The organism is Hydrogenophaga sp. ZJX-1 (assembly GCF_048590325.1).
Taxonomy (GTDB): domain Bacteria; phylum Pseudomonadota; class Gammaproteobacteria; order Burkholderiales; family Burkholderiaceae_C; genus Hydrogenophaga.
In genome coordinates this window covers 187,120-203,074 of the sequence record NZ_JBMBRA010000005.1, presented here as the reverse complement: position 1 = coordinate 203,074, position 15,955 = coordinate 187,120, and the positions used below count along the sequence as shown (strand labels likewise).

Here is a 15,955-nt window from a genome sequence, read left to right as displayed (position 1 = left end):
GGTCCTTACCGCTGGCGCTGGTTTCAGTGCAGCGTCATCGGGAGCGAGGTGGTCTTCACCCGCACCACCGCAGGCTTCGCCTCGTAAGGCGCTGGATCGCGGCCGCAGATGTGGGCCGCAATCGCCCGCGCCTGCCGCGCAATGGGTTCGATGTAGCGGCTGGCCTGGCCGTCGATGGTGATGCAGTCGCCCAGGGCGTGGACGCGCTCGTCGCTGGTGCGCAGCGTGGCCGCGTCCACGGCGATGCCGTTGTTCCAGTCCAGCGCGGCGCTTTGTGCCAGGCGCGGCGGGGTCATCAGGCCGGCGGCGGCGATCACCTGGTCGGCCACGAACTTCTGGCCGCAGGCGGTGGTGATGCGGTAGCTCTTGCCCAGCTTCTCCACGCTGGCCACCTGCACGCCGCCGACGAAGCGGATGGGCAGGTCCTGCCAGGCGCCGAGCAGTTGCGTGCCGGCCTGTTGTGCTTGCCAGCGCGCGAGCGGCTCGGTCATCACGTCGAGCAGGGTGATGCGGTGGCCGCCGAGCGCGAGGTCGTTGGCGAGCTCGCTGCCGATCAGGCCGGCGCCGACGATGACCACGTCTTTCGCCCCGGACTGCTCCACGGTGCCGAGCGCCGCGCGCAGGCGCTGGTAGGCGCCCAGGTGGTTGATGCGCCAGCAGTGGGCCGCGGGCAGGGCGGGCGGCAGCGCGGCCTGCGCGCCGTGGGCCAGCACCAGCTGGTCGTAGCGCAGGGTGCCGCGCGTGGTGCGCAGGCTGCGTGTGTCGGGGCAGATGCGCACCGCGTCGGTGTGGGCGAGCAGGCGCACGCCCAGGCGCTTCGCGGCGTCGGCGCCGGTTTCCTTCACCAGCTTGCCGGGGTCCATCTGGCGCGCCACGGCCACCGAGAGCAGCGGCTTGTCGTACACGTCGGCGGCGCAGGCGCTCACCAGGGTGATGGGCAGCGCGGCGTCGAGCGCGCGCAGGGCTTCGGCCATCTGCCAGCCGGCGCGCCCACCACCGACGATGAGCACGCCCGGCGTGCCGCCGCGTTTCGCCACCGGGGCCGCACTGCCGGCGCGCGCGCGCAGCTCGTCGAGGCTGGGTGCGCTGTAGGGTTCGAAGTCGCTCTTGGTCACGCCGCAGAGCGGGCAGGCCCAGTCGTCGGGGATGTCTTCAAAGCGCGTGCCGGCGGCCAGGCCGCTGTCGGGGTCGCCTTCGGCCTCGTCGTAGATGTAGCCGCAGGCGTGACAGATGTACTGCTTGAATGCAGGTGACCCCAGGGCTGCGGCGGCCTGGGCCACCGGGGTGGGTTGGAAGGCGGGTGTCATGCCGGCATCTCCTCGGCACTCAGCCGCGCGATCTCTTTGCGCAGGTGCTTGATGGCCGGCGTGACGATGGCGACGAACTGCGCCTCGCGCACGCGGCGCTGCACCTCGCTGCTCATCAGGTAGCCGCGCGCACCCTGGTGCATGAGCGCGGAGTTGGCGGCGCGCAGGCAGAGCTCGGCGCCGTGGGCGCGCGCGTCGAGCACGTCGATGAAGTAGTCGGTCGAGGTGTCGAAGGGCGTCTCAGCCAGCTTCATGATGCGCGCCACCAGCGCGTCGAACTCGGCCTGCAGCTCGGCGGGCCGGTCTTCCAGAAACTGGTTCACGTGGCCCAGCTGGCCCTCCACCGCCCACATGCTGTCGATCGCGCCCTGGATGATGCCGGCCGCGATGCCGCACTGCAGCAGCACGAAGCCGCCGCGGATGCGCGCGATATAGGGCTTGGCCGGGTCGGCCACCACGTCGTCGCTGCCGACGAAGAGGTCTTTGCAGTGCACGCTGTAGGTGCCCGTGCCCTCCATGCCCGAGAACTCGGGGCAGGCCTTGAGCGTGACGCCGGGTGCGTCGCAGCGCAGCATGAACATCATCTCGCGGCCCGCGCAGGCGCCGTCCACCTGCACCGACGCGATGGCGCCGAAGTAGTGGTCGGGCCCGAGGTTGCTGACCCAGGGCAGGGTGCCGTTGACGAGGTAGCCGCCTTCGACCGGCGTGGCCTTGAGCAGCAGGGCCTCGATCTGCGCGAAGCTCTTCATCGGGTTCGAGAGGCCCGTGCCGCCCAGCGTCTCGCCGCCCACGTGGCGTGCCAGCCGCTCGCCGGTGAGCGCCGGGTTGCCCGAGGCCTGCATGTACAGCCCGGCCACGCACTGGCACCACATCATGAAGCCCGTGGCGCCGCAGACCTTGGCCGCCTCGGCCATGGCCAGGATGGCCAGGCCGTAGTCGCCCGGCGTGCCGTCGGCCTGCGGCAGGTGCGCGCTCATGGCGCCGGCCGCCGCCAGCTGCTTCATCACGTCCACCGGGTAGGCCCCGCGGTCAATGGCGTAGGCCTGTTCGGCCAGCGGGCCTTGCGCGATGGCGCGCACGGCGCCGATGAGGCCGGGGGTGGTGGTCTGGGCGAGTTCGGGGGGCAGGTCGGCGGGGTTCATTGACAGGTCCAATGTGTGGGCGAACGGGAAGTCCCACTCCCTCTCCCGCTCGCGGGAGAGGGTCGGGGTGAGGGGCATTCAGGCCATCGAGATCTCAAACGGGATCGGGTTGCGCATGGTGTTGGCCACGGGCGAGTAGAAGTTCGCGTGCTGCACGATCTCGTCCAGCACCTCGCGCGGCGCGTCGCCCTCGACCAGCACCTTCACGCGGATCGCCTGGAAGCCCATCTGCGGCGGCGTCATCTCCAGCGCGCCACCGGCACCCCAGGCGGCCGGGTTGCCGATGTCGCCTTCCAGAAACACTTCGAGCTTGCTCAGCTTCACGCCCTTCCAGGTGGCCACCGCCGTCACGCCCACGGCGATGCAGCCGCCCAGGCCCGAGAGCACGATCTCGCCCGGCGCGGGCGCCGTGTCTTCGCCGAACAGGTGCAGCGGCTCGTCCACCACCACCACGTGCTTCTCGCCCACGTGCGACAGCGAGCGGTACTGCCCCTCCATCACGGTGTGGACCTTGTTGGTGCCGCGCCGGGCCGGGTTGGCTTTGCCGCCCGCGGCGAATTCGGCCAGGCCTTTGCCGTCAATCGGGCGCAGGTAGGTCTTGACGGTGGTCACGGGGGCGGTGGGTTCGAGGGTGTCGGTGGAGGACATGGGGTTTCCAGAAAGGTGAAAAAAAAACGGGGTTGAAAAGAAAGCGGTTCAGGCCGCCAGCGCCAGGCTGGCTGGTTTGCTGGACGGGGCGACCGGCAGGCCGGTCTCGATCGGCAGGCTGTCGTCACGCGACCACTCGTTCCACGAGCCGAAGTACATGCGCACGTCGGAGAAGCCGGCCTGCTTGAGCGCCAGGAAGGTGTTGGACGCGCGAGCGCCCTTGAAGCAATACAGGTAGACCGTGTCGTCGGGGGCGATGCCGGCGGTGGCGCATTCGGCCTTCACTTCGTCGGGCGTCTTGAACACCGGACCCTGGGCCGAAGGCTTCATGAAGCGGTACCACTCGATCCACTTGGCGCCCGGCAGGCGGCCCTTGCGCGGCGCGAAGTCCTTGCCGTAGGGCGAAGAGCTGTCGCCGATCCACTCGTCCACATCGCGCACGTCGAGCAACACCGTGTCGGTGCCCAGCGCGGCCTGCACATCGGCCTGCGTCAGCATCACGTCGCTCATCGGCAGATCAGGGAAGGTGGCGGGCGTGGGCGTGGCCGCTTCGGTGGACACCGGCAGGCCGGCGGCCTTCCAGGCGCTGAAGCCGCCGTTGAGCACCTTGATCTTGGGGTAGCCCAGCCAGGTGAGCAGGTAGTAGCCGCGGCACGACTGGCCGTAGCCGCTGTTCATCGCGTCTTCGTAAAACACGGCGGTTTCTTTGCCGGACAGGCCGGCCTTGCCCAGCGCGTCGGCGAAGGTGGCCTTGAGGGCCTGCAGGCCCTCGGGCGTGGAGGTGGCGAGAAAGGTGAACACCTCGCGCAGGTTCACCGCGCCGGGAATGTGGCCAGCGGCAAAGGTGTCGGCGTCGCGCGTGTCGATGATCACCACCGGTTCGGTGGTTTGCAGGGCGGCGAGTTGATCGGGAGCGATCAGGGTGGCTTCAATGCTCATGGGGACCTCTGAAAAAGGGCAAAGGCAGGATGGCCTGTTGTCCTCTTTGCAACCGGCGTGCCAGTGCGATGCGCGTGTGGATCAACGCGAACAAGTCCTTGATTGCGCTGGGTTTTTTGGGGTTCTGCGCGGGCATGCGCCGGGGTGTGACGCTGCTGGGTATCGCCACTGTGTTGACACAATGTCAACACAGTGGCGGATGAGTGAGTTGGGGCTGGGTGCCGAGCGGCGGGAAGGGAATGCCTGGTTGCGACCCGAAGCTGTCATCTGTCCTTGAGCCGTCATTCGCCGATCAGGGGTTGTCGGGTGCCAACAGGGTCTGCCATCCACACTGGCGACTCGAGGCTAGACTGTTTCGCAGATGGCAACCAAGATCAGTCGGGTTTGCCGTTTTTGTTATACCTGCTCATGCATCCAGCTTGATGCTGTACATGAGTGATTTGAAAAGACTTTCGGAGGTGTCATGCGACTTTGTTTAACGGCATCGGTTGTGGGTATCCGGCGTTTTGCCGTTTAAATCAAAATTAGGCGCCGCAAGCGTCAGGATCCACCATGCTTATCAACGGTCGCTGCCATTGCGGAAACATCTCGTTCAAGCTCACATGGGAGCCAGAGCCGCAGGAAATACCTGCACGCGCCTGTGATTGCTCGTTCTGTACCAAGCACGGCGGGGTCTGGACCTCCTGCAACACGGGGTCACTCAAGGTCACCGTAGGTGATCCTTCGTTCGTATCCAAATACAGCTTCGGCACCAAGACAGCTCAGTTCCACATCTGCTCCAAATGTGGCATCGTGCCCGTGGTCACCAGCCAGATCGAAGGTCGTACCTACGCAGTAGTCAACGTCAATGCATTTGAGGGCGTAGCACCTTCGCTTCTAAAGCGTGCTGCCGCGTCCTTCGAAGCAGAAGACGAAACGGCCCGCCTCTCACGTCGCAAGAGAAACTGGATTGCAAATGTTGAGTTCATCCAAGGCTGCGCCTAACCCTTCAATCGAGAGGACGTCACCTGGCAAGCCGGGCGCCGCCTCTCATATCAAACGTTAGACCTCGCAGGCCCCACCTCTCACATCCTGCAACCTATGCCCTGGCCGCCCGAGTACCAACGCGCGTCCGTCGACTTCGAGAAGTTCATGGTGGCAGCCCGCGATCACGCGGGCCTGGCGACGACGAATATGGCTTGGAACATGGTCGAGGGCGTACTCCATGCCTTCCGTCGCAGACTTAATATCGAGCAAGCGCTTCGCTTTGCGGACCAGTTGCCGCCAACTGTACGTGGTCTCTTCGTCGAGGGCTGGAAACCTGGAGAGCCAGTCGCCAATGTCGGCACTCAAGCTGAGATGCTTGAGGAAGTCCGTTCGCTTCGACGCGAGCACAACTTCTCGCCGGACAACGCTATAGAGTCAGTCGGCTTCGCGTTGTCTTCCGTGGTTCCATCGGATGCATTCGCTCGCGCGTTGAAAACGCTGCCGCCCGAGCTGCGCGAGTTCTGGGGTGGAATTGGTGGTCCCACCGGCGCCCAGCAAGTTCCGCGTAGCGAGGCCTAATACCTCAGTTAAGCGGAGCGCCACCGGCAGGTCACCAAGCCCGCGCTGCTGTGGTTTATCCTGCATCGCGCGGGCTTGGCGTCCTGACGTCGTCGCCCGCTTACCTCGAACGTTGAGCGACTGCCTTCCACTTGGCCATCCGGCCGCTCCTGGCCGGTGAATCGGCCAGCCAACCGCCCGGCGCGTCGCCTACCGGCAAACCAGATCGTCAGCATCCAGCGCAGGCGGGCGCATCAGGTCTTCGTCGATGCCCATGACCGCGCTGGCCCGTTCGACGGCACGCCACAGCAACGACGGCATTCTCAGAATCTCGTCGGGCGAGGCGGCCTGTGCGATCCAGCGGCTGATCTGCTGGTGCTCATCGGGGGTCAGCAAGGCCAGGTGCAGCATCTCGTCGATTGTTTTCATGGTGGCTTCTCGCAAATCTTGGTCAATGGCATGGATGCTGTCACAGATCCGTTGCGTCGGCTGTCAGCCCGACCCTTCAACCCTGGCTTTCATCGCAAACCCGCCTTGCGCAGCCGGTAGCTGAACTGCCGCAGCGTGAGCCCCAGGCTTTGCGCCGCGCGCGACTGGTTGCCCTGGTGGCGGGTCAGCGCGTCCTGCAGGGTCTGTGCGTCGTGCGACGTGGCGCTCTGGTAGTCGCGCACCAGCCCGGCCGCCGCGGGCAGGGCGGGCGGGATCGGGGCCGAGGCGGGCGCGGGTCGGGCATTGCTCAGCGCTTCGGGCATGAAGCGCTCCAGCGCCGCGGCCGTCACCAGCGTGTGGTCGGCCAGCAGCACCAGGCGCTCGATCAGGTTGCCCAGCTCGCGGATGTTGCCCGGCCAGTCGTGCGCCTCCAGCCGCGCCAGCGCGTCGGGGGCGAGGTTGACGTTGCGCTGGTGGGCCTGGTTGGCGCGGCTCACGAAATGCAGCGCCAGCGCGCGCACGTCTTCGCGCCGCTCGCGCAGGCTGGGCAGGCGGATCGGGATCACGTTGAGCCGGTAATACAGGTCCTGCCGGAAGCGGCCGGCCTGCACCTCGCGCGCCAGGTCGCGGTTGGTGGCCGCGACCAGCCGCACGTCGATGCGGATCTCGCGCGTGCCGCCCAGGCGCACCAGCGTGCCTTCCTGCAGGGTGCGCAGCAGCTTGCTCTGCATCGCCAGCGGCAGCTCGCCGATCTCGTCCAGAAAGATCGTGCCGCTGTTGGCCTGCTCGAACCAGCCGGCGCGCGCCGTGCTCGCGCCGGTGAAGGCGCCGCGTTCGTAGCCGAACAGTTCGGACTCGAACAGCGTGTCCGGAATGGCCGAGCAGTTGACCTTGATGAATGGCTGGTCGCGCCGGCCGCTGGCCAGGTGCACCGCGCGGGCAAACAGCTCCTTGCCGGTGCCCGACTCGCCCAGCAGCAGCACCGTGGCCTGCGACTGCGACACGCGCTCCAGCTCGCCCAGCGCCTGCAGCAGCGCGGGCGAGCGGCCGATCAGCCCGTAGCGCGCGCTGCCCACGTCGAGCGCGTGCTCCAGCGCCTGGTTGCGCGCGGCCAGCTGGCGCCGCTCTTCGGCCACCAGCTGCTCCAGCTGCAGCAGCTGGCCGGCCAGCGTGGCGAGGATGCGCAACAGAGCCAGGTCGTCGTTCAGGTGCCGCTGGCGGCTGCGGATGCGGTGGCAGGCCAGCACGCCGACGGTGGCGCCGTTCACCTCGATCGGCAGCGCGATGAAGGCCACGGTCTGCGGCGGCAGCTGGGCGCGTGCCACGGTGCGAAAAAGGAACAAGGGCTCGGCGTCCACGTCCTGCACGATGGCGGGCAGGCCGCTGGCGAGCACGCGGCCGGTGATGCCCTCGCCCCAGCGGAACACGCCACGCACCGCTTCTTCGGCGGTGAGGCCGTAGGCGTGGCGGACCGAGGCCGTGCGCTCCGCGCCCGGCACCGCTTCGTCGGCCAGCACCATGCGGCCCCGGTTCAGGCCCAGCAGCTCGCTCATCAGGTGCAGCATCTCGCGCAGCACAAAAGCCGGCGCCAGGCTGCGGCCCACGAGCTTCATGACCTCGCGCATGAGCAGCAGCTCCTGGGCGTGCCAGTCGGTGCCGGGCTGGGTGTCGGGGTCGGAGCGGTGGGGGGGCATGGCAGAGACGCTAGCAAGCATCGCGCCCGGGGACGCAGCCCTCACCCCAACCCTCTCCCAGAGGGAGCGGGAGAAAAACCGCAACGAGCGAAGCGGTGCAAAGCCCCGCCACGTCTGCGGCGCAGGGGGGCGTTCACGTCAGTCCTGCGGCAGCAGGCGCCCGGCGATGGCCGCCGCCGCTGATCGGGTTTCCACTCCCAGCTTCTCGAACACGTGTTCCAGGTGCTTGTTCACCGTGCGGTGGCTCATGCCCAGGATGTCGGCGATGTCGCGGTTGGTCTTGCCCTTGGCCAGCCAGGACAGCACCTCGGTTTCGCGCGGTGTCAGCGCCACGTTGCGCAGCCGCTGCAGCGCGGCGTTGTCGGCCTGGGTCTGGGTGAGCAGCAGCATGGATTCGCCCGGCCCGCCCTGGCCCATGTGGCGGGCGACCAGACGTGCGTTGTTGCCGGCGGGCGTGTGGGCTTCGCCATCATCGCGGGCGCGACCCAACCATTGCGCGGCCGTCGCCTGCGCCGCCTCATTCGCACCGAACGCCTGTGCCAGCCAGTCGGCCGCCTGGGGCGAGCGCCAGGCCATGCGGCCCTGCGAGTCGAGCAGCACCGTGCCCATGCCCGCCACGTCCACCGCCTCGCGGGCGAGTCGCGCAACCCGGGCGTTGCGCACATGGGTGGCCAGCCGCGCCATCACTTCGGGCACGCGCAGCGGCTTGACCACATAGTCCACGCCGCCGCAGGCGAAGCCCCGGATGATCTGGTCGGTCTCGGACAGGCCGGTCATGAACAGCACCGGCACGTGCGACCAGGCGGGCGTGGACTTGATCTGGGTGCAGAGGTCGAAGCCGTCGCGACCGGGCATCACCGCGTCGAGCAGCACGCCGTCGGGCACGGTGACCTCGAACCGCTCCAGGGCTTCGAGGGTGTCGCGGGCGGCGAGCACGTCGTAGCCCTCCAGCACCAGGGCATCGCAGAGCATGCGCAGCGTCTCGGGGGCGTCGTCCACCACCAGGATCACGGGTTGCGCCGGGGCGTTCGCCGGCGCGAGGGTTTCAGTCGGCAAAGGGTTCATCGGATGGCTCCTGGGTGTTCCGCAGATGGTCCACGAAGGATTGGAAGTCGAAACGTTCGGCATGGGACTGCAGCAGCGACAGGGTGGCGGCCAGTCCCGGTTCTTCATTGCGCGCGGTCCACAGGCGCTGCCGGAGTGCCACCGCCTGTCCCTGCCGCGCCAGCCGCAGCAGGTCTTCACGCAGTTCGGGAGACAGGGTGGCGCCGGGCACGTCCGACTCGGCGCCCACGGGGCCGAGAGCCGGCACGCTGTCCTGGTCGTCGCGGGTCCAGTCGAGCGCCAGCGCCGACTCCAGCGCGTCGAGCAGTTCGGACTCCAGCACCGGCTTGGATACGAAGCCCTGGCAATCCAGCACCGCCAGCCTTTCGGGCTGGTTGTCGAACAGGTTGGCCGAGACGAACACGATGGGCAGTTGGGCGGCCGGCAGCAGGCGGCGCACCTGGGCGGCGGTCTGCCAGCCGTCGAGCCCGTCCATGGTGATGTCCAGCATCAGCAGGTCCGGTGCCTGGTGCTGCACGATCTCCAGGCACTCCTGGCCGCTGGCCGCTTCCAGCACGGTGAAGCCCAGCGGCATGAGCCAGCCGGCCAGCAACTGGCGGTGCAGCGGCTGGTCGTCCACCACCAGCAGCGTGCGCCGGCGCCCCTGGTAGCCGGTGACGGCACGCAGCGCGTGGGTGGCCGGCAGCAGTTCCTTCGGGTCGGGGGTGATGCGCGGCAGGTACAGGCGCAGGCTGAAGGTGCTGCCCTGTCCGGGCTGGCTGCGCAAGGAGAGTTCACCGCCCATCATGTCGGTCAGCAGGTGGGTGATCGTCAGACCCAGGCCGGTGCCGGTCTCCCGGGCCCGGCGACCGGCGCTGCCGCGCTCGAAGGGCAGGAAGATGCGCTGCTGGTCCTGCACGGCGATGCCGATGCCGGTGTCGACCACGTCGATGCGGGCGACCTGCTGGCGAAAGTCCAGCCGCAGCAGCACGCCGCCTTCATCGGTGAAACGGACGGCGTTGCTCAGCAGGTTGATCAGGATCTGCCGCAGGCGCTTGGCATCGCCACGGATCCATTCGGGGATGTCGCCTTCGCGCTCGAGCGAAAAATGCAGGCCCTTGGCCTCGGCCTGGGGTCGCACCATGCGCTCGACGTCTTCGAGCAGCCGCACGAGCGGCACCGAGCTCATGTCCAGCTTGAGCCGACCGGCCTCGATCCGCGCCAGGTCGAGCGAGCCGTCGATCAGGGCGCGCATGTGTTCGCCGCTGCTCTGCATGGTGGCGATGGTTTCGCGCACCCAGATCGACAGGTCCTTGTGTTTGAGCAGGATGTGCGCATAGCCCAGGATGCTGGTCAGCGGGGTGCGCAGCTCGTGCGTCATGCCCGCCACGTGCCGCGTCTTGGCCTGGCTGGCCGTTTCGGCGCGGTCGCGTGCCGCCTGCAGCTCGGCGTCGGTGCGGCGGTGGGCCTCGATCTCCTGCATGAGCAGCTGTGTCTGGCGCTCGGATTCGTCCTGCGCCATGCGCCGGCTCTCGGTGGTCAGCACCCACCACCACGATCCCACGGCGGCCAGCAGCATCAGCAGCGCGTAGATCTTGAGGAAGGGTGAATACAGCGTGTCGCCCGGGGTGTTGAGGCTCTCCTGCACATACACCACCCCGATCAGGAAGGCCATGATCGCGCAGATGGACAGCCACACCAGGAAGTACTGGCCGACGCGGAAGTTGACCCGTATGGCCAGGCGGTGGGGCAGCAGCGCCGTGAGCCAGCCCCGGATCTGTTCGGAGGCGCGGGCGTTGGTCTTGCAGCGGTCGTGGCAGCGCGACTCCAGCGAACAGCACAGCGAGCAGATCGGCGCCTGGTAGGCCGGGCAGCGCGCCATGTCTTCGGATTCGAACTGGTTCTCGCAGACGGCGCAGCGCACCAGTTCCGCGGGCTGCCATTCGGTCGTGGGCGTGCGCGCGAGGTAGTAGCGTCCACGCGTCAGCCAGGCCAGCAGGGGCGCCAGCAGCATGGCCAGACCCAGTGCGATGAACGGCGAGAAAGCCGCCGCCATCTCGCCCATGGCGCCGGCGTAGGCGGCGCTGGCGACCGCCGCCGCGACCAGCATGGCACCCAGGCCGACCGGATTGAAGTCGTACAGGTAGGCGCGCCGGAACTCGATGCCCTTGGGACTCAGGCCCAGCGGCTTGTTGATGATGAGGTCCGCGACCAGGGCGCCGACCCAGGCGATGGCCACGTTGCTGTAGACACCGAGCACTTTTTCGATGCCGGCAAACACGCCCAGCAGCATGAGCAGGGTGGCGATGGCCACGTTGAACACGAGCCAGACCACGCGGCCCGGGTGGCTGCGGGTGACGCGGGCAAAGAAGTTCGACCACGCCAGCGAGCCGGCGTAGGCGTTGGTCACGTTGATCTTGATTTGCGACAGGATCACGAACACCACCGTCATGACGATGGCCAGGCCCGGGTGGCCCACCGCCTTGGTGAAGCCGGCCAGGAACATCTGTGTGGGTTCGGTGGTGCGCTCGGGATCGACCTCGAACTGCATGGCGGCAAAGGCCAGGAAGGCGCCGCCCACCATCTTGAGCATGCCCATGACCACCCAGCCCGGCCCGGTCACCAGCACCGCGCCCCACCAGCGCCAGCGGTTGGCGCGTGTGCGCGTGGGCATGAAGCGCAGAAAGTCCACCTGTTCACCGATCTGCACCACCAGCGAGAAGATCACCGCCGCCGCTGCGCCGAACATCAGCGGCTGGAACTCGTTGCTGCCCGAGCGCAGGCCCGACAGGCCGGCGAAGTTGCGGTAGAGCTGGGGCTGCGACAGCGCTATCCAGACGAAGGGCAGGATCAGCAGGAACAGCCACAGGGGCTGGGTCCAGGCCTGCAGCTTGCTGATGAACGTGATGCCGCGCAGGGCCAGCGGAATGATGACCAGGGCCGACACGAGGTAGCACACCGGCAGGGCCCAGCCCGTGGCCATCTGCACCGCCAGCGCCATGATCACCGCTTCCAGCGCGAAGAAGATGAAGGTGAACACGGCGTAGATCAGCGAGGTGATGGTGGACCCCATGTAGCCGAAACCCGCTCCGCGCGTGAGCAGGTCCATGTCCAGGCCGTAGTGGGCCGCGTAGTACGCGATGGGCAGGCCGGTGAAGAAGATCACCAGGCCCACCACCAGGATCGCCCACATCGCGTTGGAGAAGCCGTAGTTGATGGCGATCGCGCCGCCGATGGCCTCCAGCGCCAGAAAGGAGAGCGTGCCGAAGGCGGTGTTGGCCACGCGCCATTCGCTCATCTTGCGGAAGCTGCGCGGCGTGTAGCGCAGCGCGTAGTCCTCCATGGTCTCGTCGGCCACCCACGAGTTGTACTCCCGGCGAAAGCGGAAGATTTTTTGCGTGGCGACGGGTGCGCTGGTCTCTGGCGAGGACATGCCGGGGACGTTAGCAAGAAGCGTCCCAGATGGCCAGAGCGGGCAGGAAAACGGGGCTACGTTATTTGACGTATGGGCGCCAGCGAGGGCTTTCCCTAATCTTGCGACCAGTCGGCACACCGCCGGTTTCACTGTCCCAACCCTCCCTGGAGTTCCTCATGAACCACGATTCCGATCCGAACGCCGTTTCCCTTGAAACCCCGGCCGCCAGCCGCCGCCGGATCCTGCAGATGCTGGGCGCGGCCTCGGTGGCCGGATTGCCCGCCTGGAGCTTTGGCCAGCCCACCGCCTCGGTGAACACCACCAAGCTCGCGATCACCGACACCGAAGTCACGGTCGGCCAGCTGCACTCGGCCACCGGCACCATGGCGATCTCGGAAACCGGTTCCATCCAGGCCGAGCAGCTCGCCATCGACGAGATCAACGCCATGGGCGGCATCCTGGGCCGCAAGATCAAGGTGATCAAGGAAGACGGCGCCTCCGACTGGCCGACCTTCGCCGAGAAGTCCAAGAAGCTGCTGATCAACGACCGCTGCGCCGCCGTCTTCGGCTGCTGGACCAGCGCCTCGCGCAAGGCCGTGCTGCCGGTGTTCGAGAAAGAGAACGGCCTGTTGTACTACCCCACCTTCTACGAAGGCCTGGAGCAGAGCAAGAACGTGATCTACACCGGCCAGGAAGCCACCCAGCAGATCCTCTACAGCCTGGACTGGGCCAAGACCGAGAAGAAGGCCAAGACCTTCTTCCTGATCGGTTCCGACTACATCTGGCCGCGCACCTCGATGAAGATCGCGCGCAAGCACATCGAGAACTTCCAGAAGGGCAAGGTCGTCGGCGAGGAGTACTACCCGCTGGGCAGCACCAACTTCGGCTCGCTGATGAACAAGATCAAGCTGCAGAAGCCCGACTGCATCTTCGCTGCCGTGGTGGGTGGCTCCAACGTGGCCTTCTACAAGGCGCTCAAGGCCGCCGGCATCACCGGTGACAAGCAGCTGCTGGTGACGCTGTCGGTGACAGAAGACGAGATGACCGGCGTGGGTGGCGAAAACTTCAAGGGCTTCTACTCGTCCATGAAGTACTTCCAGTCGCTGGACAACGAGAACAACAAGAAGTTCGTCGCCGCCTTCAAGGCCAAGTACGGCAAGGACGCCGTGATCGGCGATGTGACCCAGGCGGGCTACCTCGGCCCCTGGCTGTGGAAGGCGGCGGTCGAAAAGGCCAAGAGCTTCGACGTCGACAAGGTGGTGGCCGCATCGAGAGCGGGCATCGAGCTCAAGACCGCGCCCGAAGGCTACGTGAAGCTCGACCCCAACCACCATTTGTGGAGCAAGTCGCGCATCGCCATGGGCATGCCGGACGCGACGTTCAAGGTGGTGGCCGAGTCACCCGAACTGATCAAGCCGGATCCATTCCCCAAGGGCTATCAGTAAGCCCATCCCCGTCGCTTGCTCACTGCGTGTAGCCGCATCCCCCCTCAAGGGGGCGACGCTGGCGGGCCGGCTACGCCGGACCCGCTGCGTTCCGGGGTGGCCTCGCGGTGCTCGCCACTGCAGACGGCGCCCTGGCGCCGGGTCCCTGTCGCACCCCATTCCCTCTGCCTTTCCGGAGTCGCATCATGAGTTTCAACGACCTGCTCAACATCGGCCTGATGCAGGGCTTCGCCGGCCTGAGCCTGTTCGCCGTGCTGCTCCTCATGGGCCTGGGGCTGGCCATCATCTTTGGCCAGATGGGCGTGATCAACATGGCGCACGGTGAGTTCATGACCATCGGCGCCTACACCATCTTCCTGGGCTCCACGCTGGCCGAGTCGATCAGCCCCGGGGCCACCGCGGTCTACTTTCCCTTCGCCATCGTGGCGGCGTTCCTGTTCGCGTTCGCCGCGGGCTGGTTCATCGAATGGAGCCTGATCCGCCACCTGTACAAACGGCCGCTCGACACGCTGCTGGCGACCTGGGGTGTCAGCCTGGCCATGCAGCAGTGCTTTCGCACCTTCATCGGTCCCAAGGAAGTGAGCCCCACGCTGCCCGACTGGCTGCTCGGCTCCTGGGCACCGGCCGAGGGGCTGGACATTCCCATCAACGGCCTGTTCGTGCTGGGGCTCACGGCCTTGGTCACCGGCGGCGTGCTGATCGCCCTGCACAGAAGCCGCTGGGGCCTGCGGGTGCGCGCCACGGTGAGCAACCGCGTGATGGCCAACGCCATCGGCATCGACACCAAGAAAACCGACCGGCTCACCTTCGCCATCGGTTGCGGCATCGCCGGTGTGGCGGGCGCGGCCTTCACCACCATCGGCTCCACCGGCCCGACCTCGGGTTCGCTCTACATCGTCGATGCCTTCCTGGTGGTCACCTTCGGCGGCGCGGCCAGCCTGCTGGGCACGGTGGTGTCGGCCTTCGGCATCGCCCAGACCCAGTCCATCACCGAGTTCTTCCTGTCGGGCTCCATGGCCAAGATGCTGACCCTTTCGCTGATCGTGCTGATCCTGATGGTGCGCCCCCAAGGGCTCTTCGCCAGCAAGGTCCGTCGCTGACCGCCCCGCACACCGCTTTTTTTATCTGCCCGGAGAACCCCCATGAACACTTTGAAGGCCTGGATCGCGCGCTACCAGCTCGCCAGCCTGGTGCTGCTCACCGTGCTGCTCGCGGTGGTGCTGCCACTGGCGCTGGACATCTTCCGCCTCAACCTGATCGGCAAGTACCTGACCTACGCCTTCGTCGCCATCGGGCTGGTGATGGTCTGGGGTTACGGCGGCATTCTCAGCCTGGGCCAGGGCGTGTTCTTTGGCCTCGGCGGTTACGCCATGGCCATGTTCCTCAAGCTCGAAGCGTCAGACCCCGAAGCCACCAAGATCCAGTCCACGCCGGGCATCCCCGATTTCATGGACTGGAACCAGCTCACCGAGTTGCCCACGTTCTGGGTGCCGTTCAAGAGCTTTCCGTTCGCGCTGGCGGCGGTCATCGTGGTGCCCACGCTGCTGGCCTTCATCGTGAGCTATGCCATGTTCAAGCGCCGCGTCGGCGGGGTGTATTTCGCCATCATCACGCAAGCCGTGGCGCTGATCCTCACCGTGCTCATCATTGGCCAGCAGGGCTACACCGGCGGCGTCAACGGCATGACCGACCTCAAGACCCTGATGGGCTGGGACACGCGCACCGACAGCGCCAAGTACATCCTGTATTACCTGTGTGTCGGTCTGCTGGTGGCCGCCATCGTGCTGTGCCGCTGGATCCAGACCAGCAAGCTCGGCACCCTGCTGCTGGCCATGCGCGACAAAGAAGACCGGGTGCGCTTCTCGGGCTACGACGTGGCCGACTTCCGCATCTTCGTGTTCTGCCTGGCCGCCGCGCTCTCGGGGATCGGTGGTGCGCTGTTCACGCTGCAGGTGGGCTTCATGTCGCCGAGCTTCGTGGGCATCGTGCCCTCCATCGAGATGGTGATCTACGCCGCCGTGGGTGGCCGCATGAGCCTGGTCGGCGCGGTCTACGGCACCTTGCTGGTCAACGCCGGCAAGACCTTCTTCTCCGAGAGCTTCCCCGACCTCTGGCTGTTCCTCATGGCCGGCCTGTTCATCGGCGTGACCATGGCCTTCCCCATGGGTCTGGCCGGTCTGTGGGAGAGCCACATCGTGCCCTGGTGGAAGTCGCGCCAGGCGGCTTTGCGCAAAGCCTCGGCCGCGCGGCCCCAGCCGCCATCGCCATCGCCGCTCGCGCCGATGACGGCCACAGGTGCCACCGTGCCCGATGTCAAGCTGCCCGACGGTGCCCGTGGCCAGGCCGTCTGAGTCCACCGGAGAACCTC

The 15,955-nt window shown here is 67.0% G+C and carries 13 protein-coding genes; 5 read left to right on the top strand and 8 right to left on the bottom strand.

The features are described from left to right. Window positions 1–23: 23 nt before the first annotated feature. The 4 genes from rd to ACN5W5_RS15945 form a co-directional block, all read right to left on the bottom strand. Window positions 24–1,307, bottom strand: a complete 1,284-nt coding sequence (rd, locus tag ACN5W5_RS15960) for a rubredoxin (RefSeq protein ID WP_420049475.1) — start codon at window positions 1,305–1,307, stop codon at window positions 24–26. Then, window positions 1,304–2,449 (bottom strand): acyl-CoA dehydrogenase family protein, encoded by a 1,146-nt coding sequence (locus ACN5W5_RS15955; RefSeq protein ID WP_420049474.1) that lies wholly within the window; start codon window positions 2,447–2,449, stop codon window positions 1,304–1,306. The genes rd and ACN5W5_RS15955 overlap by 4 nt, the downstream gene beginning before the upstream one ends. Before the next feature lie 78 nt (window positions 2,450–2,527). Beyond that, complete coding sequence (locus tag ACN5W5_RS15950; RefSeq protein ID WP_420049473.1) at window positions 2,528–3,097, bottom strand: OsmC family protein; 570 nt, start codon at window positions 3,095–3,097, stop codon at window positions 2,528–2,530. A 48-nt stretch (window positions 3,098–3,145) separates the two neighbouring features. Next, complete coding sequence (locus tag ACN5W5_RS15945; protein WP_420049472.1) at window positions 3,146–4,036, bottom strand: sulfurtransferase; 891 nt, start codon at window positions 4,034–4,036, stop codon at window positions 3,146–3,148. A 552-nt stretch (window positions 4,037–4,588) separates the two neighbouring features. Between ACN5W5_RS15945 and ACN5W5_RS15940 the strand changes: the two genes are divergently transcribed. After that, the gene (locus ACN5W5_RS15940) at window positions 4,589–5,020 is read left to right on the top strand and encodes a GFA family protein (RefSeq protein ID WP_420049471.1); all 432 of its coding nucleotides are present in this window, start codon (window positions 4,589–4,591) and stop codon (window positions 5,018–5,020) included. A gap of 147 nt (window positions 5,021–5,167) precedes the next feature. Continuing rightward, on the top strand, window positions 5,168–5,581 hold the full coding sequence (locus tag ACN5W5_RS15935) for a DUF2267 domain-containing protein (RefSeq protein WP_420049470.1): 414 nt from the start codon (window positions 5,168–5,170) through the stop codon (window positions 5,579–5,581). A gap of 189 nt (window positions 5,582–5,770) precedes the next feature. Here ACN5W5_RS15935 and ACN5W5_RS15930 read toward each other — a convergent pair whose 3' ends face one another. From ACN5W5_RS15930 to ACN5W5_RS15915, 4 genes are all read right to left on the bottom strand, one after another. Next, entirely contained in the window at window positions 5,771–5,989 is a 219-nt protein-coding gene (locus tag ACN5W5_RS15930) for a hypothetical protein (RefSeq protein WP_420049469.1), read from the bottom strand. 89 nt (window positions 5,990–6,078) lie between these two features. Further along, window positions 6,079–7,683: a sigma-54 interaction domain-containing protein gene (locus ACN5W5_RS15925; protein WP_420049468.1), complete on the bottom strand. Its 1,605-nt coding sequence runs from the start codon at window positions 7,681–7,683 to the stop codon at window positions 6,079–6,081. 138 nt (window positions 7,684–7,821) lie between these two features. Then, window positions 7,822–8,748, bottom strand: a complete 927-nt coding sequence (locus ACN5W5_RS15920; RefSeq protein WP_420049467.1) for a response regulator — start codon at window positions 8,746–8,748, stop codon at window positions 7,822–7,824. After that, complete coding sequence (locus ACN5W5_RS15915; RefSeq protein ID WP_420049466.1) at window positions 8,729–12,160, bottom strand: ATP-binding protein; 3,432 nt, start codon at window positions 12,158–12,160, stop codon at window positions 8,729–8,731. Before ACN5W5_RS15915 ends, ACN5W5_RS15920 begins: the two co-directional genes overlap by 20 nt. Before the next feature lie 158 nt (window positions 12,161–12,318). Between ACN5W5_RS15915 and urtA the strand changes: the two genes are divergently transcribed. The 3 genes from urtA (at window position 12,319) to urtC (ending at window position 15,938) form a co-directional block, all read left to right on the top strand. Next, the gene (gene urtA / locus ACN5W5_RS15910; protein ID WP_420049465.1) at window positions 12,319–13,587 is read left to right on the top strand and encodes an urea ABC transporter substrate-binding protein; all 1,269 of its coding nucleotides are present in this window, start codon (window positions 12,319–12,321) and stop codon (window positions 13,585–13,587) included. A 185-nt stretch (window positions 13,588–13,772) separates the two neighbouring features. Next, window positions 13,773–14,687, top strand: coding sequence for an urea ABC transporter permease subunit UrtB (urtB, locus tag ACN5W5_RS15905; protein WP_420049464.1), 915 nt, complete (start codon window positions 13,773–13,775; stop codon window positions 14,685–14,687). Window positions 14,688–14,729: 42 nt separating this feature from the next. After that, entirely contained in the window at window positions 14,730–15,938 is a 1,209-nt protein-coding gene (gene urtC / locus ACN5W5_RS15900; protein ID WP_420049463.1) for an urea ABC transporter permease subunit UrtC, read from the top strand. Window positions 15,939–15,955: the final 17 nt, after the last annotated feature.

Coding starts and splice junctions, on each gene's coding strand:
- ACN5W5_RS15955 (WP_420049474.1), bottom strand. CDS start 2,449: ATGAACCCCGCCGACCTGCCCCCCGAACTCGCCCAGACCACCACCCCC.
- ACN5W5_RS15945 (WP_420049472.1), bottom strand. CDS start 4,036: ATGAGCATTGAAGCCACCCTGATCGCTCCCGATCAACTCGCCGCCCTG.
- ACN5W5_RS15920 (WP_420049467.1), bottom strand. CDS start 8,748: ATGAACCCTTTGCCGACTGAAACCCTCGCGCCGGCGAACGCCCCGGCG.
- ACN5W5_RS15915 (WP_420049466.1), bottom strand. CDS start 12,160: ATGTCCTCGCCAGAGACCAGCGCACCCGTCGCCACGCAAAAAATCTTC.
- ACN5W5_RS15925 (WP_420049468.1), bottom strand. CDS start 7,683: ATGCCCCCCCACCGCTCCGACCCCGACACCCAGCCCGGCACCGACTGG.
- ACN5W5_RS15935 (WP_420049470.1), top strand. CDS start 5,168: ATGGTGGCAGCCCGCGATCACGCGGGCCTGGCGACGACGAATATGGCT.
- urtB (WP_420049464.1), top strand. CDS start 13,773: ATGAGTTTCAACGACCTGCTCAACATCGGCCTGATGCAGGGCTTCGCC.
- urtA (WP_420049465.1), top strand. CDS start 12,319: ATGAACCACGATTCCGATCCGAACGCCGTTTCCCTTGAAACCCCGGCC.
- urtC (WP_420049463.1), top strand. CDS start 14,730: ATGAACACTTTGAAGGCCTGGATCGCGCGCTACCAGCTCGCCAGCCTG.
- ACN5W5_RS15950 (WP_420049473.1), bottom strand. CDS start 3,097: ATGTCCTCCACCGACACCCTCGAACCCACCGCCCCCGTGACCACCGTC.
- ACN5W5_RS15940 (WP_420049471.1), top strand. CDS start 4,589: ATGCTTATCAACGGTCGCTGCCATTGCGGAAACATCTCGTTCAAGCTC.
- ACN5W5_RS15930 (WP_420049469.1), bottom strand. CDS start 5,989: ATGAAAACAATCGACGAGATGCTGCACCTGGCCTTGCTGACCCCCGAT.
- rd (WP_420049475.1), bottom strand. CDS start 1,307: ATGACACCCGCCTTCCAACCCACCCCGGTGGCCCAGGCCGCCGCAGCC.